Annotated in this window: 16 protein-coding genes; 14 read left to right on the plus strand and 2 right to left on the minus strand. The window is 62.7% G+C overall.

Annotation, left to right across the window (positions count from 1 at the left end; all coding sequences use genetic code 11):
* Positions 1-141: 141 nt before the first annotated feature.
* The gene (locus tag DKY63_RS02585; RefSeq protein ID WP_110962675.1) at positions 142-1,083 is read left to right on the plus strand and encodes a helix-turn-helix domain-containing protein; all 942 of its coding nucleotides are present in this window, start codon (positions 142-144) and stop codon (positions 1,081-1,083) included.
* Here DKY63_RS02585 and DKY63_RS02590 read toward each other — a convergent pair.
* Together DKY63_RS02590 and DKY63_RS02595 are read right to left on the minus strand one after the other, a co-directional pair.
* On the minus strand, positions 1,080-1,676 hold the full coding sequence (locus DKY63_RS02590) for a helix-turn-helix domain-containing protein (protein WP_110962676.1): 597 nt from the start codon (positions 1,674-1,676) through the stop codon (positions 1,080-1,082). The genes DKY63_RS02585 and DKY63_RS02590 overlap by 4 nt on opposite strands.
* Before the next feature lie 177 nt (positions 1,677-1,853).
* A complete protein-coding gene (locus DKY63_RS02595; protein ID WP_110962677.1) occupies positions 1,854-3,809 on the minus strand; it encodes an FAD-dependent oxidoreductase in 1,956 nt (651 codons plus the stop codon).
* A 315-nt stretch (positions 3,810-4,124) separates the two neighbouring features.
* Here DKY63_RS02595 and DKY63_RS02605 point away from each other — a divergent pair, with 315 nt between their 5' ends.
* The 13 genes from DKY63_RS02605 (at position 4,125) to DKY63_RS02670 (ending at position 21,530) form a co-directional block, all read left to right on the plus strand.
* Entirely contained in the window at positions 4,125-5,174 is a 1,050-nt protein-coding gene (locus DKY63_RS02605; RefSeq protein WP_110962679.1) for an ABC transporter substrate-binding protein, read from the plus strand.
* A gap of 73 nt (positions 5,175-5,247) precedes the next feature.
* Positions 5,248-6,030 (plus strand): class II aldolase/adducin family protein, encoded by a 783-nt coding sequence (locus tag DKY63_RS02610; protein ID WP_110962680.1) that lies wholly within the window; start codon positions 5,248-5,250, stop codon positions 6,028-6,030.
* Positions 6,031-6,289: 259 nt separating this feature from the next.
* Positions 6,290-6,928, plus strand: coding sequence for a TetR family transcriptional regulator C-terminal domain-containing protein (locus DKY63_RS02615; protein WP_110962681.1), 639 nt, complete (start codon positions 6,290-6,292; stop codon positions 6,926-6,928).
* Between the two features lie 114 nt (positions 6,929-7,042).
* Positions 7,043-7,759, plus strand: coding sequence for a response regulator (locus DKY63_RS02620; RefSeq protein ID WP_110962682.1), 717 nt, complete (start codon positions 7,043-7,045; stop codon positions 7,757-7,759).
* Positions 7,756-8,532, plus strand: a complete 777-nt coding sequence (locus DKY63_RS02625; protein WP_110962683.1) for a substrate-binding periplasmic protein — start codon at positions 7,756-7,758, stop codon at positions 8,530-8,532. The genes DKY63_RS02620 and DKY63_RS02625 overlap by 4 nt, the downstream gene beginning before the upstream one ends.
* Positions 8,529-10,790 carry an ATP-binding protein gene (locus DKY63_RS02630; RefSeq protein ID WP_110962684.1) on the plus strand — a complete coding sequence of 754 codons (2,262 nt, stop codon included), beginning with the start codon at positions 8,529-8,531 and terminating at the stop codon, positions 10,788-10,790. The genes DKY63_RS02625 and DKY63_RS02630 overlap by 4 nt, the downstream gene beginning before the upstream one ends.
* A gap of 389 nt (positions 10,791-11,179) precedes the next feature.
* Positions 11,180-12,592, plus strand: coding sequence for an amino acid permease (locus tag DKY63_RS02640; RefSeq protein ID WP_110962686.1), 1,413 nt, complete (start codon positions 11,180-11,182; stop codon positions 12,590-12,592).
* A 453-nt stretch (positions 12,593-13,045) separates the two neighbouring features.
* Positions 13,046-13,837, plus strand: coding sequence for an enoyl-CoA hydratase/isomerase family protein (locus DKY63_RS02645; protein WP_110962687.1), 792 nt, complete (start codon positions 13,046-13,048; stop codon positions 13,835-13,837).
* Positions 13,838-13,908: 71 nt separating this feature from the next.
* A complete protein-coding gene (locus DKY63_RS02650) occupies positions 13,909-15,069 on the plus strand; it encodes an acyl-CoA dehydrogenase family protein (protein ID WP_110962688.1) in 1,161 nt (386 codons plus the stop codon).
* An 18-nt stretch (positions 15,070-15,087) separates the two neighbouring features.
* Complete coding sequence (locus DKY63_RS02655) at positions 15,088-17,187, plus strand: acetate--CoA ligase family protein (protein ID WP_110962689.1); 2,100 nt, start codon at positions 15,088-15,090, stop codon at positions 17,185-17,187.
* A 10-nt stretch (positions 17,188-17,197) separates the two neighbouring features.
* On the plus strand, positions 17,198-18,805 hold the full coding sequence (locus tag DKY63_RS02660; RefSeq protein WP_110962690.1) for a 5-guanidino-2-oxopentanoate decarboxylase: 1,608 nt from the start codon (positions 17,198-17,200) through the stop codon (positions 18,803-18,805).
* Positions 18,806-18,931: 126 nt separating this feature from the next.
* Positions 18,932-20,122, plus strand: coding sequence for a pyridoxal phosphate-dependent aminotransferase (locus DKY63_RS02665; protein WP_110962691.1), 1,191 nt, complete (start codon positions 18,932-18,934; stop codon positions 20,120-20,122).
* Complete coding sequence (locus DKY63_RS02670) at positions 20,115-21,530, plus strand: aldehyde dehydrogenase family protein (protein ID WP_110962692.1); 1,416 nt, start codon at positions 20,115-20,117, stop codon at positions 21,528-21,530. The genes DKY63_RS02665 and DKY63_RS02670 overlap by 8 nt, the downstream gene beginning before the upstream one ends.
* Positions 21,531-21,558 lie beyond the last annotated feature (28 nt).

Consider the following 21,558-nt stretch of genomic DNA (forward strand, 5'->3'; position numbering starts at 1 on the left):
TTATTAACGCGGGGGAAGGACGATTGATCTGTCAGACGCTTCCCCTGTGGCGCGTTGACGACTATCTTGGGCGAGGCTTTTGGTTACATCTATCCACTTTAAGCAGCACAAAGCGCACCAAAAGAGTGCGTAAGGTCACCCATGACAATCCCCACGAACGCGTGCCATTCACTACAGGTCCAGGCCTTCAACACCGCCGATGTCGCCGAGCAAATCCGCGCCACGCCGGGTTGGGTGCAGCATTACCAGCAGATGTCCCCCGGGCATTTCGCGGGTCTGGTGCGCTATCTGGATTTGCAGGGCGTGGAGATCTACGAAGAGTCGATGAACACCCGGGTCGAGCAGAATTTCAGCGCGCCGCCGGGTTCGCTGGCGTTCTGTTTCGATCGCAGTGACAACGCGCTGTACGTGCTCAATGGCGAGAGCCGCAACATCTGGATCACCCCGGAGAACTACCAGGAAATCGCCGTGGTGTTCGGTCCGGAATTCGTCCAGCGTCACGCGCTGGATGTCACGCGCCTCGAGGGTTTGTTCCTCGCGCCGCTCAATTCCCAGCAGAACGGTTTGTTCAGTCACTGGCTCAGCAGCACGCTGACGCGGCTGTCGCAAACCATCGACCCGCCGAGTCGAGAGGCACTGACTGAGCAGCTACTGGACGACTGCCTGTTCATCCTCGACAACGCCTGTGTCTGTCTCGATCAGGGCGCATTGCAGCGCCGGGCAGGGGAGCGGGCGATCATGAAACGGGTGGGGGAGTGGGCGGCGGATACGCCCGAAGAACACCTCAACCTGCTGGAGTTGTCCCAGGTCGCCGGGGTGTCATTGCGTCAGCTGCAACACGCGTTCAAGGCCTATACCGGCATGGCGCCGACCCAGTGGCTGCGCCTGCGCCGACTCAACAGCGCGCGTCGTGAACTGCTCAGCCGCACGCCCGCGCAAACGACCGTCGCCGAAGTGGCGATGCATTGGTCGTTCTGGCATCTGGGGCGGTTTTCCAGCAGCTACCGCGCGCTGTTCAAGGAATTGCCGAGCGACACCCTCAAGCGCGCGAGTGTCACTGCGCCTGGGCGCGCCCGGCGTTAGAAGGTCGGTGGGGTGATCACCCAGATCACCACCGCATCCACCTCGCCAGGGTTGCCGTAACGGTGCGGTTCCTGGCTGGAGAAGCTGAAGCTGTCACCTTCATTGAGCTGGAAATAGCGTTCGCCCACCCACAATTCGAATTGGCCGGACAGCAGGTAACCGGCTTCTTCACCTTCGTGGCTGTAGCTCTGCTGGCTGTAGGTGCCGGGCGGAAAGCGCGAGTGGAGCATTTCCAGTTGTTGGCTGGGCTGCGGGGTCAGCAACTGGTCGACGATGCCATCCTCGTAATGCACGCTCAGGCGACTGTTCTTGCGCACCACCACGCCATCGTCCTCGGGATTGGTGTTGGCTTCGCTGGCGAAGAACCACTGGATCGTCACCCCCAGGCTGCGGGCAATGTTGAACAGCGCCGGGATCGAGGGGTAAGCGAGGTTGCGTTCCAGCTGGCTGATGTAGCCGGCGGTGAGTTCGCTCTGTTGTGCCAGTTCGGCCAGGGTCATGCCCCGGCGCTTGCGCAGGCCGCGAATGCGGGTGCCGAGGAAGTGTTGTTCGGCGGTGCCGGTGGCCGGTTGTGTGGTGCTGCTGTTGCTCATGGTCATTTCCGAACCGGGGGAGTGGCGCAAATCCCTTGTAGGAGCGAGCATGCTCGCGATGGTCGCCAACGATGACGCGGGAAGCCTGACACCCAGCGGTGTTCTCGGGTTCATCGCGAGCATGCTCGCTCCTACAGGGGTGGTGTTAGCCGTCAAGGCCCCGGAGTATAAACAGCCTCAAAGCTCCCACGCGACTTTCAGCCCTTCATAAATCGCTTCTTCGGCCGTGCGCGGCGCCAGGCAGTCGCCGATGCGCCGAAATTCCACCAGGCCTTTCAATTCATCACCCAGGGTATCCACCGGCTGATGACCCTGGCACAGCACCAGCGTGTCGATGTTTTCCATCAGCATCGCTTCGCCGCTGGCGGTGTGTTGCAGGTAGACGGTGTTGTCATCGCAACCGTACAGCCGCGCGTAAGGGGTGATCGGGATAGCCAGTTTGTGCAGCTCGCCGGCCAGTTGATCGCGCACATACAGCGGCAGGTTTTCCCCGCAATGGGTGCCATTGACCGCCAACTGCACCTGATGCCCGGCGCGGGTCAGGCGTTCGGCGATGCCGGGGCCGATCCAGTCGCAGCGCCAGTCCACCACCACCACCGACCGGCCGATCTTCACCTCGTCACGCAGCACCTGCCAGGCATCCACCACCTGCAATTCACCGCCGCGTTCGAAGTGCGGCCAGTAGGGCTCGGCGCCGGTCGCGACGATCACCACGTCGGGTTTTTCCTGCTCCACCAGGGCGCGGTCGACCCGGGTGTTGCGCACCACGCGCACCCCGGCCAGTTCCATTTCCCGTTGCAGGTTGGTGCTGGCGCCGCCGAACTCGCTGCGCCGTGGCAGCAATTGCGCGAGCAAGACCTGGCCGCCGAGTTGCGAGCTGGCTTCGTACAGCGTCACCTCGTGCCCGTGTTGCGCCGCCACCGCAGCGGCTTTCATGCCGGCGGGGCCACCGCCGGCGATCATGACGCGCTTGCGCGTCTTTGCCGCCTGACGCTGGCCGAAGATCAGTTCGCGCCCGGTTTCCGGGGCCTGGATACAGGAAATCGGCAGTCCCTTGTGGAAGTGCCCGATGCACGCCTGGTTGCAGGCGATGCAGGCGCGCACGTCTTCGACATGGCCGGTGTCGGTCTTGTTGGGCATTTGCGGGTCGCAGATCAGCGCACGGGTCATGCCGCAGACATCGGCCTGGCCACGGGCGATCATCAGCTCGGCCTCCTGGGGCTGGTTGATGCGCCCGGTGACGAACAACGGAATGTCCAGACTGGCCTTGAACGTGCCGCCTTCCCTGGCCAGATATGCCGCTTCGATGGCCATCGGCGGCACGATGTGCACCGCGCCACCGAGGGACGCCGAGGTGCCGGCGACGATGTGCACGTAATCCAGTTGTGCCTGCAGCGATTGCACGGCGGCCAGGGATTCGTCTTCGGTCAGGCCTTCAGGGTCGCGCTCGTCGGCGGAAATGCGCAGGCCGACGATGAAGTCTTCGTCGGTGCTGGCACGAATCGCGGCGATGACTTCGCGCAGGAAACGCAGGCGCTGTTCCAGATCACCGTTGTAGCCATCGGTGCGGCGGTTGACCCGTGGGTTGATGAACTGCGCCGGCAGATAGCCGTGGCTGGCCACCACTTCCACACCGTCAATCCCGGCCTCGTGCAGGCGCCGAGCGGCTGCGGCGTAGCCTTCGACGATCTCGTCGATCATTCCTTGATCCAGCGCCCGTGGCATCACCCGAAAGCGCTCGTTCGGCACTGCCGAGGCGGAGTAGGCGACCGCCAGCAAGCCGTCGCTGGACTCCATGATTTCCCGCCCCGGATGGAACACCTGGGACAGCACCACGGTGCCGTGGGCATGGCAGGTGTCGGCGATTTTCCGGTAGCCGTCGATGCAGGCGTCGTCGGTGGCCATCAGCACGTGGGAGGTGTAGCGGGCACTGTCATGCACACCCGCCACTTGCAGCACGATCAACCCGGCACCGCCTTCGGCGCGTGCGCGGTGATAGGCGATCAACTGTTCGTTGACCAGGTTGTCGGTGGGCATCGAGGTGTCGTGGCCGCTGGACATGATGCGGTTTTTCAGGCGCTTGCCACGGATCTGCAAGGGTTCGAACAGGTGCGCGAAGGCGGGTGTCGACATGGTGCGGCTACTCCAGACAGGCTGGCCCCTGTAGGAGCGAGCATGCTCGCGATGGTGGTCCGGGCACCGATGGGAATCAGACAGCCCGTGTTTTCGTTAACGTCCATCGCGAGCAGGCTCGCTCCTACAGGGGTCACAGGTTTCGGCGTTGTTATTATTGTTCTATAGAAATTTACCAGCAGTAAAAAATCAACTTGTTTTTTTACTATGGCTTGCAGTAGTTTCATTCCGAGCCCGCTCCCGGGCCGCACCTCACAACAATAAAAAGGACCATTCCGATGTCAGTCGGGGCGGTACCTGCAAGAGGAACCTTCGATGAAATCGCGAATGCTCAAGCACGGTTTTTATCCCTTGATGCTGTCCATGGCCTTAGGGCTTGGCAACGCTCAGGCAGGATCGGACATGGTGGTGGTCGGATACGGCGGGGCCGGGCAGAAAGCCCTCGACGCGGCGTTCTTCCAGCCGTTCGCCACGCTGGATCAAAGCAAGGTCATGCAGGCCGAATACAACGGTGAGATGGCCAGGATCAAAGTGATGGTCGACACCGGCAACGTCGACTGGGACGTGGTGCAGATCGAAGGCCCGGACCTGATGCGCGGGTGCGAAGAAGGCATGTACGAGCGCCTTGACTGGAAGCGGCTGGGGCGTGCCGAGCAGTTGATTCCCGAAGCGGCACAGGAATGTGGATCGGCGGCCATGGTCTGGAGCGTGGCGATTGCCTACGACACCGACAAACTGGCGCAAGCCCCGACCTCCTGGGCCGATTTCTGGGACGTGAAGAAAACCCCCGGCAAGCGTGGGCTGCGCAAGCGCGCGGTGTACAACCTGGAATTCGCCTTGCTGGCCGACGGAGTGAAAACCGAAGACGTCTACAAGGTACTCGCCACCCCGCAAGGCGTGGACCGCGCGTTCGCCAAACTGACCGAACTCAAGCCCAACATCCAGTGGTGGGAGGCGGGCGCGCAACCTCCTCAATGGCTGATGTCGGGCGACGTGGTGATGACCTCGACCTACAGCGGACGCATTGCCGACGCCGCGCAAAAAGGCAGCCACCTTGGGCTGGTGTGGCCCGGCAGTCTGTACGGCATGGATTACTGGGCGATCATCAAGGGCTCCAAACATGTGGATCAGGCCAAGCGCTTCATCGCGTTTACCAATCAGCCGGATAACCAGGTCAACTACGTGAACCTGATTCCTTACGGGCCGACCAACACCCTGGCCGCCGCGCAACTGGACGACAAACTGGCCAAGTGGGTGCCCACCGCACCGCAGAACCTCAAGGGTGCGCTGTCGATGAACGTCGGCTTCTGGGTTGACCATGGCGAAGAACTGGAAGAACGCTTCAACGCCTGGGCCAGCAAGTAAACGACGGCGGCTGGACGTCGGAGCACGTCCAGCCGTACTGTCTGCCAGCCGAATTGCCTGGAGAACCACAACAATGAATGACCTGACTGCCGTGCCTGCGCGCAGCACCACTGAACAGCGCCTGCGCGAAGAACTGGCCGCCTGTTACCGCCTGATTGCGCATTTCCGCATGACCGACCTGATCTTCACTCACATTTCCGTGCGTCTGCCGGGGCCGGAGCATCATTTTCTGATCAACCCTTATGGGCTGATGTTCGATGAGATCACCGCGTCGAACCTGGTGAAGATCGACTTGAACGGGCAGGCGGTTGAGCCGTCGCCGTATCCGGTCAATCCGGCCGGCTTCGTGATCCACAGTGCGATCCACGGCGCCCGTGAAGACGCGCAATGTGTGCTGCATACCCACACCAAATCCGGTTGCGCAGTCGCTGCCTTGAAGTGCGGGTTGTTGCCGGTGAACCAGATTTCCATGGAGTTCTACGGCAAGGTTGCCTACCACGACTACGAGGGCGTGGCGCTGGACATGAGCGAGCAGCAGCGGCTGGTGGCGGACATGGGTGACAAGCCGGTGTTGATGTTGCGCAACCATGGGTTGCTGACCGTGGGCGAGACAGTGAGCCAGGCGTTCCTGCGCATGTATTACCTGGAAAAGGCCTGTGAAATTCAGCTGGCGGCGCAAGCTGCGGGGGAGCTGGTATTGCCGCCGGCTGAGGTGTGCGAGCACACCGAACGGCAGTTCAATGATCCGGGACGGCCGCTGGAGGAGGGTGAGTTGGCTGATCCGGATGCCATGCAACTGGCCTGGGCGGCGTTGTTGCGGATGCTGGAGCGGGTGGCGCCGGGGTATCGGGATTGATCCTGGACCTGTGTCGAATCGGCTGACGCCATCGCGGGCAAGCCTTGCTCCTACAGATTTCGGTCGTTTGCAAAACTTTCATCCGACTCGGTCCTGTAGGAGCAAGGCTTGCCCGCGATGGCGGTGTGTCAGCCAATGAAGATGTCGAAGCTGCCGGCTCATCGCGAGCAGGCTCGCTCCTGCAGGGATTCTTGCTGTACAGTCGTTCAGCTCGCCAGCAAAACGCGAGCCCCATGACTGAATCCAGGAGCGTGTCGCCATGAATCAGGAAGCCCGTTTTTCCCGCATGGAACCGGAGTTGCGCAAGGCCAATCTGATCGAGGCGACGCTGGTGTGCCTCAAGCGGCATGGCTTCCAGGGCGCTTCGATCCGCAAGATTTCTGCCGAGGCCGGTGTGTCGGTCGGGCTGATCAGCCATCACTATTCCGGCAAGGACGAATTGGTGGCCGAGGCGTACATGTCGATCACCAACCGGGTCATGACCCTGCTGCGCGACGCCATGGAACAGGCGGCACCCAATGCCCGCGAGCGGCTGTCGGCGTTTTTCCGCGGTTCGTTCTCTGCCGAACTGCTCGACCCGCAACTGATCGATGCCTGGCTGGCGTTCTGGGGCGCGGTGAAGACCGCCGAGGCGATCAACCAGGCGCACGATCATTCCTACGGCGAGTACCGCGCCATCCTGCGCAAGGTGTTGACGGAGCTGGCGCAGGAAGAAGGCTGGGAACATTTCGACGCCGATCTGGCGGCGATCAGCCTCAGCGCCTTGCTCGACGGCCTGTGGCTGGAGTCGGGCCTGAACCCCGGCACCTTTACCCCGGAGCAGGGCATCCAGATTTGCGAGGCCTGGGTCGACGGTTTGCAGGCCGGTGGTCGCCAGCGATTTTCAATCAAGGCGTAGCGTGCAGACGAGCAGCTGTTGATCGACTGTTCAGCTATGGATACTCTCTGGCGCACATGTAACAAAACACTCTAATAAGAAATACGCCTTCGGGCCTGTGCAGGACATCCAGTAATGACGCCTCGGGTACTGATCGTCGATGACGATCCGCTGATTCGCGATCTGTTGCACGCCTACCTGTCCCAGGAAGGCTACGAAGTTCATTGCGCCGCCACGGCGGAACTGGCCGAAACCTTCCTCGCCAGCCAGGCCGTGGATCTGGTCATGCTCGATATCCGCCTGCCGGGCAAGGACGGCCTGACCCTGACCCGCGAACTGCGGGTGCGTTCGGAAGTGGGGATCATCCTGATCACCGGGCGCAACGATGAAGTCGACCGCATCGTCGGCCTTGAATGCGGCGCCGATGACTACGTGATCAAACCCCTCAATCCACGGGAACTGGTGTCCCGGGCGAAGAACCTGATTCGCCGGGTTCGCCATGCGCAATCGCCGCAGCCGGTGGCGGCGGTGTCCAAACCGGTCAAACAGTTCGCCGATTGGGCGCTGGATACCGACCGTCGCCGCCTGATCGACCCGGCGGGCGGTGAAACCCTGCTGACCCACGGCGAATACCAGCTGCTCAGCGTGTTCCTGCGCAACAGCGGCCACACCCTCAGTCGCGATCAGTTGATGGACCAGATCCGTAACCGCGAATGGGTGCCCAACGACCGCTCCATCGACGTGCTGGTGGGCCGCTTGCGGCGCAAGTTGCACGACGATCCCGCCGAACCGCAATTGATCATCACCATCCATGGCGCCGGTTACCTATTCACCGCCAGCCTGGCGGCATGATGCGACTGCTTTGGCTGATGCTGGCGCTGCTCGCCAGCCATCAGGCGCTGGCGCTGGAGAAAGTGCGCTACTGCGATTACCCGGTCTATCCGCCGGTTTCCTGGAGCGACGGCAAGCAGGTCCGTGGCCTGGCGCCGAGCGTGGTGAAAAAACTGTTTGGCGAACTGGGCTACGAGGTCGAGATCGTCGTGCTGGGCAACTGGAAGCGCTGCCTGCTCGATGCCGCCGAAGGTCGGGTCGATGTGGTGCTGGCCTACAGCAGCGCGGAGCGTGCGCGCAGCCTGCTGTTTTCCACGGTGCCGGTGTTGCGTGAAGAAGTGGCGTTGTTCATCAATCGCCAGCACCCGGTGAAATTCGAGCGGCTCGAAGACCTCGCCCATTACCGTGGCGGCTTGTTGTTCGGTGAAAGCTACGGCCCGGAATTCGATCGCCTGGTGGCGCAAAACAACAATATCGAATGGGTTGCGGAAAGCCGGCAGAACTTCGGCAAGCTGATCCGCGGGCGTATCGATTTCATCACCCAGGAGCGTCGCACCGGCCAGCTGTACGTGGAAAACCTGCCCGGCGCGCAAGACATCGTCGCCTTGCCCAATGCCCTGAGCGTTGACTACCTGCGGGTTGCCGTTTCGCGTCTTTCGCCCTTGGCCATACGCATGCCTGACATCAACGCGCAACTGCAACGCATGGTCGATGCCGGCGATATCGAACGCCTGCTCAATGAAAGCGAAGTGACCTACCGCGACATGATCAACCTGCCGGCGGATGCCCGATGATCAACGCCCGTCCCGGCGGCCTGCTGCGGCGCCTGTTGCTGTTCATTCTGTTGTTCAGCCTGTGTTTCACCGTGCTCGCCAGCAGCGTGCAGTTGTACATCGAATATCGCCGGGAAATGCGCGACATCGATTCGCGCATGGAGCTGATCCGCGCCGGCTATCTGGCGAGTCTGGAGCGCAGCTTGTGGGACTTGAACCAGGAGCAGTTGAACGTGCAATTGCGCGGCCTGGTGGATTTTTCCGACGTGGCGCGGGTGCACCTGACCAGTGCCGATTACGATCTTTTGCAGGGCAATCCGGAGCCCGTCGGGCCGTTGCGCATTGAGCGCTTTGCCCTCGACTATCAGCCGCCTTCCGGGCCGCTGCGTCACCTTGGCGAGCTTGAAGTCAGCACCGATCTGGGCGCGGTTTATCAGCGTCTGTACGCCAGCGGTTTGACCAGCCTGCTGTGGATGGGCGCATTCCTCTGTGGGCTGGCGGTGGCGTTGTCGGGCCTGTTCTATCGCCTGGTCACCCGGCACCTGCAAGTCATGGCCGAATTTGCCCGGCGCATTGCCGCAGGTGAATGGCACGAGCCGTTGCGCCTGTACAAGAGGCGCAGCGCGCAGCGAGATGAAATCGACACGGTCGCCGATGCGCTGGACGACATGCGCCGGGCGATCCTCAGCGACATCGACCGCCGCGAAAGCGATCGACTGGCCCTGCAGGACAACCGCGATGAACTGCAGCGCAAGGTCGAGCGACGCACCGCCAGCCTGATGCGCGCCAAGGAAGAAGCCGAAGCGGCCAACCAGGCCAAGTCGCGATTCCTCGCCACCATGAGCCACGAGTTGCGCACGCCGCTCAACGGCATTCTCGGCATGGCCGAGTTGTTGCGCGGTGCGAGCCTCAATCAGCAGGACAGCAAGCGTCTGGATGCCTTGCACAAGGCCGGTGAAGGTTTGCTGAGTATCCTCAACGAAGTGTTGTTTTTCGCGAAGTTAGAGGAGGGCGCGAGCCTGCCGGAACCGGTGGATTTCTCGATCCGCCAATTGCTCGACGAAGTGCTGACCCTGCTCGAGCCCAAGGCGCTGAGCAACCAGACCCTCCTGCTGTGCCGAGTCGATGAGCGATTGGCGGCGCGTCACCACGGTGCCGAGCAATTCCTGCGGCAGATCCTCAGCAACCTGCTGGCCAATGCAATCAAGTTCACCGAAGACGGCGAAGTCAGTGTCGAGGTGGCATTGCTCAACCAGGCCGATGGACAGGGCGGGCAGCACTTGCGGATCAGCGTCGTGGACAACGGCATTGGTATCTCGCCGCAGATGCAGGCGAAGATTTTCGAGCGTTTCACTCAGGCCAGCGAAGAAATCGCCCAGCGCTTTGGCGGCACCGGGCTGGGGCTGGCGATTTGCAAACACCTGGTGGAATACATGGGTGGCCGCATCGGGGTCAGCAGCGAAGTCGGGCAAGGCAGTTGTTTCTGGTTCGAACTGACCTTGCAGCCGGCCAGCGATACCAGCGACGAAACCATGGTCAGTACACCGGGTGCGGCGCTGGACATTCTGGTGGTCGAGGATGTGGCGCTCAACCGCGAAGTGGCCGAGGGACTGCTGCAACGGGACGGGCATAGGGTGTGGCTGGCGGTCGACGCCGAACAGGCACTGGAGCAATGCGCCGGGCGCACCTTCGATCTGATCCTGCTGGATGTGCACCTGCCGGGCATGAGTGGGGTCGAGTTGTGCAGCCGGCTGCGCAGCAGCGACGGACCGAATCGCCAGACGCCAATGATCGCGCTCACCGCCAGCGTCCAGCCGGCCCTGGTTCGCGGGTACCTGGATGCGGGCATGGACGGCATCCTCGCCAAGCCGCTGAAGCTGGAAAGCCTGCGTCAGGTTCTGGCGGGGCAGGTCGCGGTCAAAGAGCCGCTGCAAGCGGGCGGGAGCATGGATTGGCAGCTGCTGCAAACCCATCGCACCCTGCTCGGCGAGCAGAAGGTTCAAGGCTTGTTGACGGTTCTGCGCGATTCGATCCTTCAGCATCGCGACGCGCTGGATGAAGCGATCGGGGCTGACGATTGCACGGAGGTTGCGCAATTGGCGCATCGATTGGCGGGCAGCAGTGATTCGTTGGGGTTCAGTGGGTTGGCGGCGGTCATGCGCCAGTTGGAAACGGCGGCACTGGGTAATGAAGAATCAGCGATTCGTGAACTGGCACCGACCGTTCACGCGCAAATGCAGCGGGCGTTGCAAATCCTGCAAGACCTGCTGGGAGGATGATTCCAGGCACACCGAAATCAATTGTGGGGGGGGCTCCCACAGGTGAGTGTCGTAAACAAAATTTGCGGTGGGTACAAAATTTGTGGGAGCAAGGCTTGCCCGCGATGAGGTCGGCACATTCAACATGAATGCTGACTGACCTGACGCCATCGCGAGCAAGCTTTGCTCCCACAGGGAAATGTGTACAAGGTTGTTACGACTTTTTACATCTTTGATCTTTACGTACAACAGGGCCTTACATGGCTTTCCAATAATCGACGCAACCGCCGCAGCGCGGTCTTCGAAGCTTATTGGAGATAATAATAATGAACCGCCGTAAAGCTGATCCTTCCCCGCGCCGTGACGTCCTGTCATGCGCCATGCACCTCATTGAATGCTGAGGTGCCGACATGAACGAAAACACTGATCGCAAAGGCATCCAACTGACCCGCGCCCTGAAAAGCCGGCACATTTTCATGCTGTCCCTGGGCGGCGTGATTGGCACCGGGCTGTTCATGGGCTCCGGCGTGACGATCAATCAGGGCGGCCCGCTGGGGGCGATCCTGGCGTACCTGGTCGCCGGTTTTCTGATGTACCTGGTGATGGTCTGCCTGGGCGAGTTGTCGGTGCAGATGCCGGTGTCCGGCTCGTTCCAGACCCACGCCACCAAATTCATCGGTCCGGCCACCGGTTTCATGATCGGCTGGGTGTACTGGATGAGCTGGGCCACCACCGTCGGCCTGGAGTTCACCGCCGCCGGCATGCTGATGACCCGTTGGTTCCCGGCAGTGCCGATCTGGTACTGGTCGGCGCTGTTCGTGGTGGTGCTGTTCGGCATCAACGCCCTGGCGACCCGCGCGTTCGGTGAGGCGGAATACTGGTTCTCCGGGATCAAGGTGGCGGCGATTCTCGGCTTCATCGTGGTTGGCGTGCTGGTGATCTTCGGGGTGATGCCGCTTACCAATGGGGCGCCTGCGCCGATGGCGAACAACCTGATCGGCGATTCACTGTTCCCCAACGGCCTGTCGGCAGTGTTCGCGGTGATGATGACCGTGGTCTACGCCTTCCAGGGCTGCGAGATCATGGGCGTGGCCGCCGGTGAAACCGATCAGCCGGAAAAGAGCATCCCCCGCGCCGTGCGCAACGTGGTGTTCCGCGTGCTGATTTTCTACGTGCTGGCGATTGTCGTGCTGTCGGCCATCGTGCCGTGGCAGCAGGCGGGGCTGATGGAAAGTCCGTTCGTGCAGGTGTTCGACATGGTCGGCATTCCCTATGCCGCCGACCTGATGAACTTCGTGATCCTCACCGCGATTCTGTCGGTGGGCAACTCCGGCCTGTACGCCTCGACCCGCATCCTCTGGGCGATGTCGAAAACCGGCATGGCGCCGAAAAGCCTGTCGCCATTGAGCAAGCGTGGCGTGCCGTTGCGCGCCCTGAGCATCACCCTGTGCTTCGCATTGGTATCGCTGATGACCAGCTTCGTCGCCGCCGACACGCTGTTCATGGTGCTGATGGCGGTGAGCGGCATGTCCGGCACCGTGACCTGGATTGTCATCGCCCTGGCCCAGTACAAGTTCCGCAAGGCCTATCTGCGTGATGGCGGCAAACTCAGCGACCTGAAATACCGCGCCCCGTGGTTCCCGGTGCTGCCGCTGATGTGCATCACCCTGTGCTGCTCGCTCTTCGTGTTCCTGGCACTGGATGAGACCCAACGGCCGTCGCTGTACTGGGGCTTTGGCTTCATTGCGCTGTGTTATGGCGCGTACTTCTTGTTCCATCGCAAGCGTGAAGAGGTGTTGGCACCAAGCCTGCCGAGCGCCTGATTCCCTTTAAATCCGGCAATACCCCCTGTGGGAGCGAGCTTGCTCGCGATAGCGGTCTGACAGTCGACAGCGATGTTGAATGTCACGCCGCCATCGCGAGCAAGCTCGCTCCCACAGTTGTTTCTCGGCTTCCTGTAGGAGCGAGCCTGCTCGCGATGGTGCCACAGGCACCGAGGGGCATCAGGCAACCCGCGTTTTCGTTGGCGTCCATCGCGAGCATGCTCGCTCCTACAGGGGGGGATGCAACCGGCTGTCGGCAGTTGTTCGAAGTTGTAACAGACTCGACGAGCAAAAATCATTCGTCGATAAAAAATCTATAAAAAACAATTAGATATACATTTTATCGGTCTGTTACAGCCTATTTCTCCACCAATTGCCGCCTTACTGAACACTCGTTTAGTATTGCCTCAAGTCGCAACACCTCAGACCAATCACAATAATTCGAGGACTCGCATGACTACTCACGATTCGCTGCTCAGTCAGGTCGAAGCAGGCGTTGCCTGGATCACCCTCAATCGCACCGCCCAGCGCAACGCGCTGGATATCCCGACGCTGAAAAAAATCCACGAACTGCTCGACGCCTACAACGCCGATGCAGCCGTTCGCGTCGTGGTGCTGACCGGCAGCGGCCGCAGCTTCTGCGCCGGGGCCGACCTCGACGAGTGGGCCGAAGCCGAAGCCCGTGGCGCCCTGGAAACCTACGGCTGGACCGAAACCGCCCATGCCCTGATGACCCGCCTGCACAGCCTGGAAAAACCGACCATCGCCGCCATCAACGGCACTGCCGTCGGCGCGGGCTTGGACCTGACCCTGTGCTGCGATCTGCGCATCGCCGGTCAGTCGGCACGCTTCAAGGCCGGCTACACCAGCATGGCCTACTCGCCGGACGCCGGCGCCAGCTGGCACCTGCCACGCCTGATCGGCACCGAGCAGGCCAAACGCCTGTTGTTCCTCGACGAATTGTGGGGTGCCGACCGTGCCCTGGCCGCCGGTCTGGTCGGTGAAGTCTGCCCTGACGATCAATTGCTGACCGTCACCAACGAACTTGCCGCACGCCTGGCCGCCGGCCCGACCTTCGCCTTTGCCCAGACCAAAAAGCTGATGCGCGAAGGCGCCGACCGCAGCCTGCCCGAGCAACTGCAAGCGGAACTCGCCGCCGGCCTGCTGTGCGGTCGAAGTGAAGACGGCAGCGAAGCCCTGCGCGCCGCCATGGAAAAACGCGCGCCACGCTTTGTCGGTCGCTAAGTTTTGGCACTTAGCTTCGGCACATAGCCTCGACTCAACCCTCTATCAGCACACGAACAACAGGTAGCACCATGAATTTCCAACTGACCCAAGAACAAGAAATGTTGGTGGACGCGGTACGCAGTTTTGTCGAGAAGGAACTGCTGCCTTATGAAGACCAGGTCGATCGCGCCGATGAAGTCTCCCCGGAGCTGGCAGCACAGATTCGCGGCAAGGCGATCGCCGCCGGTTTCTACGCCTTCAACATGCCGGAGGAGGTCGGCGGTGGCGGTCTGGACTACCTGTCCCAGGCGCTGATCGAACGTGAACTGTCCAAAGTCTCCTGGGCCCTGCATGTGTTCGTCGCGCGGCCGTCGAAAATCCTCATGGCCTGCAAGGGCGACCAGATCAACGACTACCTGCTGCCGTGCATCCAGGGCGAGAAGATCGACTGCTTCGCCCTCACCGAGCCGGGCGCCGGTTCCGATGCCAACGCGATCAAGACCCGCGCCGTGCGTGACGGTGACGACTTCATCCTCAACGGCAGCAAGCATTTCATCAGCCATGCCGGCCACGCCGATTTCGCCATCGTCTTCGCCGTGACTGATACCTACGAGCACAACGGCAAGAAGCGCAACGCCGTGACCTCATTCCTGGTGGATCGCAACACCCCGGGCATGACCATTCGCCGTGGACCTAAGTGCGTGAGCAACCGTGGCTACCACACCTTCGAAATGTTCTTCGACGACTGCCGCGTACCGGCCTCCAAAGTACTGGGCGAAGTCGGCAAGGGCTGGGACGTGGCCAACGCCTGGCTGACCGCAGGCCGGGTGATGGTCGCCGCCAACTGCGTCGGCCAGGCACAACGGGCGCTGGACGTGTCGCTGCAATGGGCGGCGGACCGCAAGCAATTCGGTCAGCCGATCGGCACCTATCAAGGCGTGTCGTTCAAATTGGCGGACATGGCCACGCAAATCCGCGCCGCCGAACTGCTGACCCTGCACACCGCCTGGAAAATGGACCAGGGCACCATGACCGACGGCGAGGCCGGCATGGCCAAGCTGTTCGCCAGTGAAGTGCTGGGGCGCGCGGCCGATGAGGCGGTGCAGATTTTCGGCGGCATGGGCCTAATGGACGAAGGTCCGGTGGAGCGCATCTGGCGCAACGCGCGGATCGAACGGATCTGGGAAGGCACCTCTGAAATCCAGCGCCACATCATTTCCCGCGAACTGCTGCGGCCGCTGCTGCGCTGATCGCCCCGGAGAATTCCCATGTCGCAATCGATTCGTGACAACCTCAAACGCATGCTCGCGCCGCGCCACGTCGCGTTCGTCGGCGGCCGCAGCATGGCCCGCGCCCTCAAGCGCTGTGGCGAAGGCGGTTACCAGGGGCAAATGTGGCTGGTCAACCCGCAAAACGACAGCCTCGAAGGCGTGCCTTGTGTGCGCAGCATTGCCGACTTGCCTTGCGGGCCGGATGCGGTGTTCATCGCCACCAACCGTGAGCTAACCCTGACCTGCGTCGCCGAACTTTCCGCCATCGGCACCGGCGGTGCCATCTGCTACGCCTCGGGTTTCGCCGAGGTCGGTGCCGAAGGCCAGGCCCTGCAACGCCAGTTGCTGGAAGCGGCTGGCGACATGGCCTTGCTCGGCCCCAACTGCTACGGCCTGTTGGACTACCTGCACAGCTCCGCGCTGTGGCCGGTGGCCCATGGCGGCAAGGCAGTGGAGAAGGGCGTGGCGGTGCTGACCCAGAGCGGCAACTTCGCCTACAACCTGTCCATGAGCGACCGGTCGCTGCCGGTGGCCTACATGGCCTCGGTGGGCAACCAGGCGCAACTGGGCGTGGCCGAACTGATGGACGTGCTACTCGACGAACCTCGGGTCACCGCCATCGGTCTGCACCTGGAAGGCCTGAAGAACGTACCGGGTTTCGCCCGTGCCGCGCACAAGGCGCTGGAAAAGGGCATCCCGATCATTGCCCTGAAAACCGGCGTGTCGCAGATCGGTGCCGAACTGGCCCTGAGTCACACCAGTTCGTTGTCCGGCTCCGATGCGCTGTACGACGCGCTGTTCGACCGCCTCGGCGTGATCCGCGTCAGTGGTCCGGTGAGCTTCGTCGAAACCCTGAAAGCCGCCGCTTGCGGCAATCTGCCTAAAGGCAACAGCCTGATCGCGCTGGCCTGTTCCGGTGGCGACGCCGGTTTGATTGCCGATTACTCCGAACGCAATGAACTGGCGCTGCCCAAACTCGACCAAGGTCAGGTCGGCGAGTTGGCGCAAGTCCTGCCCAGCTACGCCAACCTGGTCAACCCGCTGGACTTCACCACGGCGATCTGGGGCGACGGCGAAGCGCTGAACCGCATGCTCGACAGTGCCCTGCGCACCGAAGCGGACGCGGCGATGCTGGTGCTCGACTACCCGGCGGAATTCACCGGCGAGCGCAAGGAATGCGACCTGTTGCTCGACCTTTACTGCAAGGCGCTGGAGCGTCATGGCAAGACCGGTTTCGTCACCTCGGCTTTCCCGGAACTGCTGCCACCCCACGCCCGTGAGCGTCTGCATGCCCAGGGCGTGGCGGCGTTGCAGGGCGTCGAAGACGGCCTGGCCGCCTGGGGTCGCATCGCCGGTTACCAGCGGAATCGTCAGGCCTTGCTGGCCCTCGGCGAATCGGCACTGGTGCCGCTGTGCCCGCAGGCGCTGGAAGGCGAAGGCCGGTTGCTCAACGAATGGGATTCCAAACAGGCCCTGCGTCAGTTCGGCCTGCCAACGCCAAACAGCGTGTTGAGCTCGCCGGCCAACGCACTCAAGGACGCGCAAAAGCTCGGTTATCCGCTGGTCCTCAAGGCGGTCAGCGCAGAGCTGCCGCACAAGACCGAAGCCGGGGCCGTGGCCTTGAACCTCAAGGACGACAACGCCCTGAGCGCCGCGCTGGAAACCATGCGTGCCAGCATCAAGGCCTACGCACCGCAGGTGCCGTTCGATCAACTGCTGCTGGAACCGATGGCCAAGCCACCGCTAGCCGAACTGATCGTCGGCATCAAGCGCGAAAACGATTTTGGTCTGGCCCTGGTGATCGGAGCGGGCGGCATTCTGGTGGAATTGCTCAAGGACAGTCGCAGCCTGTTGCTGCCGACCACCGACGGAGCGATTCGCCAGGCCTTGCTGAGCCTGCGCAGCGCCGCACTGCTGCAAGGCTTCCGTGGCCGTGCGGCGGCGGATCTGGACTCGCTGGTCACCGCCATCCGCGCCGTGGCCGACTACGCCTGCGAAAACGCCGCGCAGTTGCTGGAACTGGATGTGAACCCATTGTTGGTCGGCGCCGATGGCACGACCGCGGTCGACGCGCTGATTCGCCTTGGCCATGAATGAGGACCTGAACATGCAAGCAAAAACCTTGACCGGTGGCCAGGCGCTGGTGCGCCTGCTGGCCAACTACGGCGTCGACACCGTGTTCGGCATTCCCGGCGTACACACCCTGGAGCTGTATCGCGGCTTGCCCGGCAGCGGCATTCGCCACGTGTTGACTCGGCATGAGCAGGGCGCCAGCTTCATGGCCGACGGCTATGCGCGCGTCAGCGGCAAACCCGGCGTGTGCTTCGTTATCACCGGCCCCGGCGTGACCAACGCCGCCACCGGTATCGGCCAGGCCTACGCCGACTCGATTCCGATGCTGGTGATTTCCAGCGTCAACCACACCGCGAGCCTCGGCAAGGGCTGGGGCATCCTCCACGAATGCCAGGATCAGCAAGGCCTGACCGCGCCGATCACTGCGTTCTCGGCGGTGGCCCTGACCGCTGAAGACCTGCCGGAACTGGTTGCCCGTGCCTATGCGGTATTCGACAGCGAACGTCCGCGCCCGGTACACATTTCCGTGCCGCTGGACGTGCTGGCGGCACCGGTCGCCCGCGACTGGAGCAACGAAGTCGTGCGCCGTCCGGGGCGTGGCACGCCTGCCGCCAGCGTACTGGACGAAGCCGTGGCCAAACTGCAGGGCGCCAAACGGCCGATGATCATCGCCGGTGGCGGTGCCTTGAATGCAACCTCCCAGTTGCAGGAACTGAGCACCCGTCTGGCCGCGCCGTTGTTCACCAGCGTCGCCGGCAAAGGCCTGCTGCCACCGGACGCGCCGTTGAATGCCGGTTCGTCGCTGTGCGTGGAACCAGGCTGGAACCTGATCGCCGAGGCCGATGTGGTGCTGGCGGTCGGCACGGAAATGGCCGACACCGATTACTGGCGCGAGCGCCTGCCACTCACCGGCGAAGTGCTGCGAGTGGACATCGATCCGCGCAAGTTCAACGACTTCTATCCCTGCGTCGTGGCGTTGCAAGGCGATGCGCAACAGACGCTGGCGGCCTTGCTGGAACGGCTTCCAAAAGATGTACGCAACGCCGAAGCAGCCATCGCCAAGGTCGCTGCATTGCGCGAAGCGATTCAGGCCGGTCATGGTCCATTGCAGTCGATCCACCAGGCGATCCTGCAACGCATCGCCGCCGAACTGCCCGCCGATGCCTTCATCAGCACCGACATGACCCAACTGGCCTACACCGGCAACTACGCCTTCGCCAACCAGGCCACCCGCAGCTGGTTGCACCCGACCGGCTACGGCACCCTCGGCTACGGCCTGCCTGCCGGGATCGGCGCCAAGTTCGGCGCGCCGCAGCGTCCCGGCCTGGTACTGGTGGGTGACGGCGGTTTCCTCTACACCGCGCAGGAACTGGCGACGGCGGTCGAGGAACTGGACAGCCCGCTGGTGGTGCTGCTGTGGAACAACGACGCCCTGGGGCAGATCCGCGACGACATGCTTGGCCTGGACATCGAGCCGATTGGCGTGCTGCCGCGCAACCCGGACTTCGCTGCCTTGGGTCGTGCCTTCGGTTGCACGGTGAACCAGCCGCAAAGTCTGGCCGAGCTGCAAACCGACCTGCGCCATGGCTTCAAGCGCAACGGTGTGACCTTGATCGAACTCAAGCACGCCTGTGCCCATTGATGTAGGAGCGAGCCTGCTCGCGATGGACGTCAACGATGACGCGTGCTGTCTGAAGGTACGCGGTGCCATCGATTTCATCGCGAGCAGGCTCGCTCCTACAGGATCGTATTCATTAGGAGGAAGGCCATGCGCTTTTCCGATCTGACCCAACGCATCGCCGGCGACGGCGCCGCTGCCTGGGATATTCACTACCGCGCTCTGGCCATGATGGAGCAGGGCAAGGACATCTTGCTGCTGTCGGTGGGCGACCCGGATTTCGATACCCCGCAGCCCATCGTGCAGGGTGCCATCGACAGCCTGTTGTCCGGCAACACCCACTACGCCGAGGTGCGCGGCAAGCGTGCCTTGCGCGAAGCCATCGCCAAGCGCCATCAGCAACGCAGTGGTCAACAAGTGTCAGCCGATGAAGTGACGGTGCTGGCCGGCGCCCAGTGCGCGCTGTTCAGCGTGGCCCAGTGTGTGCTCAATCCCGGCGATGAAGTGATCGTCGCCGAGCCGATGTACGTCACCTACGAAGCCGTATTCGGTGCCTGCGGCGCAGTAGTGGTGCCGGTGCCGGTGCGTTCGGAAAACGGTTTCCGTGTTCTGCCCGAGGATGTCGCCGCGCGCATCACCCCGCGTACCCGCGCCCTGGCCCTGAACAGTCCGCACAACCCGTCGGGCGCCAGCCTGCCGCGCAGCACCTGGCAGGCACTGGCCGAAATTTGCATCGCCCATGACCTGTGGCTGATTTCCGATGAGGTCTACAGCGAGCTGCTGTTCGACGGCGAACACGTCAGCCCGGCGAGCCTGCCGGGCATGGCCGAGCGCACCGCGACTCTCAACAGCCTGTCCAAATCCCACGCCATGACCGGTTGGCGCGTCGGCTGGGTGGTGGCGCCGCCATCGCTGTCCGCGCATCTGGAAAACCTCGCGCTGTGCATGCTCTATGGCTCGCCGGACTTCATCCAGGACGCCGCCGTGGTGGCCCTGCAAGCGCAATTGCCGGAACTGGACGCCATGCGCGAAGCCTATCGCCAGCGCCGTGATCTGGTCTGCGAAAGCCTGGCCGATTGCCCCGGTGTGCGCGCGTTGAAACCCGACGGCGGCATGTTCGTGATGGTCGATATTCGCGAAACCGGGCTCAGCGCCCAGGCCTTTGCCGATCGCTTGCTCGATCGCCATGGCGTCTCGGTGCTGGCCGGTGAAGCCTTCGGCCCGAGCGCTGCCGGTCATATCCGCCTTGGGCTGGTGGTAGGTGCCGCGCCCTTGCGCGATGCCTGCCAGCGTATCGCCCGTTGCGCCCAGGAACTGATGGAGGCTGAAGTTGATGCTTGATTACAAGTCACTGTTTATCGATGGCCGCTGGCAAACCCCGTCGGGCCAGGGTGTCGCCGAGGTGATCAACCCGGCCACCGAAGAAGTCGCCGGCAGCGTGCCGCTGGGCGATGAGCGCGATGTCGACAACGCCGTGGCGGCCGCGCGCAAGGCCTTCGCGTCCTGGTCGCGTACGCCTTCCAGTGTGCGCGCCGGTTACATCCGCGCGCTGGTTGAGCAACTGAAAGCCCGCGCCGATGAAATGGCGGCGGTGATCACCACCGAGCTGGGGATGCCGGTGCAATGGTCGCGTTCGGTACAGGTGGACGGGCCGATCGTTGGTCTGGAGCAATACGTCGAACTCGCGGGCTTGATGGACGAAGTGCGGGAAGTCGGCAATTCGCTGGTCATCCGCGAAGCGGTGGGTGTATGTGCGTTCATCAACCCGTGGAACTACCCGCTGCACCAGTTGATCGGCAAGCTCGCCCCGGCACTGGCGGCCGGTTGCACGGTGGTGGTCAAGCCGAGCCAGGACACGCCGCTGCACGCGTTTTTGCTGGCGCAGATGATCGAAGACATCGGCCTACCTGCGGGAGTGTTCAACCTGGTCAGTGGTCCGGGTTCGAAAGTCGGCGAAGCCCTGGCCAAGCACCCGGACGTGGACATGGTGTCGTTCACCGGGTCCACCGGCGCCGGCGTGCGGGTGTCCCAGGCGGCTGCACCTTCGGTGAAACGCGTGTGCCTGGAACTGGGCGGCAAGTCGGCGCTGCTGATTGCCGAAGATGCCGATCTGGATGCGGCGGTGCGCTACGGCGTACAGGACGTGATGATCAACTCCGGCCAGACCTGCACCGCCTTGACCCGCATGCTGCTGCCAGCCAGCCGTTATGCCGAAGCGGTGGAGATCGCGCTGCAGGAAACCCTGAGCCTGAAGATGGGCGATCCGCTGGATCCGCAGAGTTTCCTCGGCCCGATGTGCTCCGCCGGGCAACGTCGCACCGTGCTCGACTACATCAGGATCGGCCAGGAAGAGGGTGCACGACTGCTGTGCGGCGGCGACGCGACGCCGGACTTCGAGCGCGGCTACTACGTCAGCCCGACGCTGTTTGCCGACGTCGACAACCGCATGCGTATCGCCCAGGAAGAAATCTTCGGCCCGGTGCTATGCCTGATCCCTTACGAAGACGAGGCGCAGGCGATCGAGATCGCCAACGACTCGCCATTCGGCCTGTCCAGCGGCGTCTGGGCCGGCAGCAAAGAGCGGGCGTTGGAGCTGGGGCGGCAACTGCGCGCCGGCCAGTGTTTCCTCAATGGCGCAGCGTTCAACTATCAGGCGCCGTTCGGTGGCTACAAACAATCGGGTAATGGACGTGAGTGGGGGGAAGAAGGGCTCAACGAATTCGTCGAAGTAAAGGCGATTCAGGTGTGACCGTTGGACATTCAAAGATAAAGCGCAC

Origin of the sequence: Pseudomonas putida (genome assembly GCF_003228315.1) — a bacterium.
Classification (GTDB): Bacteria; Pseudomonadota; Gammaproteobacteria; order Pseudomonadales; family Pseudomonadaceae; genus Aquipseudomonas; species Aquipseudomonas putida_S.

What these genes read in the sequence shown, in the direction of transcription:
- DKY63_RS02595 (WP_110962677.1), bottom strand. Translation starts at nt 3,809, where the DNA reads ATGTCGACACCCGCCTTCGCGCACCTGTTCGAACCCTTGCAGATCCGT.
- DKY63_RS02620 (WP_110962682.1), top strand. Translation starts at nt 7,043, where the DNA reads ATGACGCCTCGGGTACTGATCGTCGATGACGATCCGCTGATTCGCGAT.
- DKY63_RS02610 (WP_110962680.1), top strand. Translation starts at nt 5,248, where the DNA reads ATGAATGACCTGACTGCCGTGCCTGCGCGCAGCACCACTGAACAGCGC.
- DKY63_RS02630 (WP_110962684.1), top strand. Translation starts at nt 8,529, where the DNA reads ATGATCAACGCCCGTCCCGGCGGCCTGCTGCGGCGCCTGTTGCTGTTC.
- DKY63_RS02605 (WP_110962679.1), top strand. Translation starts at nt 4,125, where the DNA reads ATGAAATCGCGAATGCTCAAGCACGGTTTTTATCCCTTGATGCTGTCC.
- DKY63_RS02665 (WP_110962691.1), top strand. Translation starts at nt 18,932, where the DNA reads ATGCGCTTTTCCGATCTGACCCAACGCATCGCCGGCGACGGCGCCGCT.
- DKY63_RS02670 (WP_110962692.1), top strand. Translation starts at nt 20,115, where the DNA reads ATGCTTGATTACAAGTCACTGTTTATCGATGGCCGCTGGCAAACCCCG.
- DKY63_RS02650 (WP_110962688.1), top strand. Translation starts at nt 13,909, where the DNA reads ATGAATTTCCAACTGACCCAAGAACAAGAAATGTTGGTGGACGCGGTA.
- DKY63_RS02640 (WP_110962686.1), top strand. Translation starts at nt 11,180, where the DNA reads ATGAACGAAAACACTGATCGCAAAGGCATCCAACTGACCCGCGCCCTG.
- DKY63_RS02660 (WP_110962690.1), top strand. Translation starts at nt 17,198, where the DNA reads ATGCAAGCAAAAACCTTGACCGGTGGCCAGGCGCTGGTGCGCCTGCTG.
- DKY63_RS02645 (WP_110962687.1), top strand. Translation starts at nt 13,046, where the DNA reads ATGACTACTCACGATTCGCTGCTCAGTCAGGTCGAAGCAGGCGTTGCC.
- DKY63_RS02655 (WP_110962689.1), top strand. Translation starts at nt 15,088, where the DNA reads ATGTCGCAATCGATTCGTGACAACCTCAAACGCATGCTCGCGCCGCGC.
- DKY63_RS02615 (WP_110962681.1), top strand. Translation starts at nt 6,290, where the DNA reads ATGAATCAGGAAGCCCGTTTTTCCCGCATGGAACCGGAGTTGCGCAAG.
- DKY63_RS02590 (WP_110962676.1), bottom strand. Translation starts at nt 1,676, where the DNA reads ATGAGCAACAGCAGCACCACACAACCGGCCACCGGCACCGCCGAACAA.
- DKY63_RS02625 (WP_110962683.1), top strand. Translation starts at nt 7,756, where the DNA reads ATGATGCGACTGCTTTGGCTGATGCTGGCGCTGCTCGCCAGCCATCAG.
- DKY63_RS02585 (WP_110962675.1), top strand. Translation starts at nt 142, where the DNA reads ATGACAATCCCCACGAACGCGTGCCATTCACTACAGGTCCAGGCCTTC.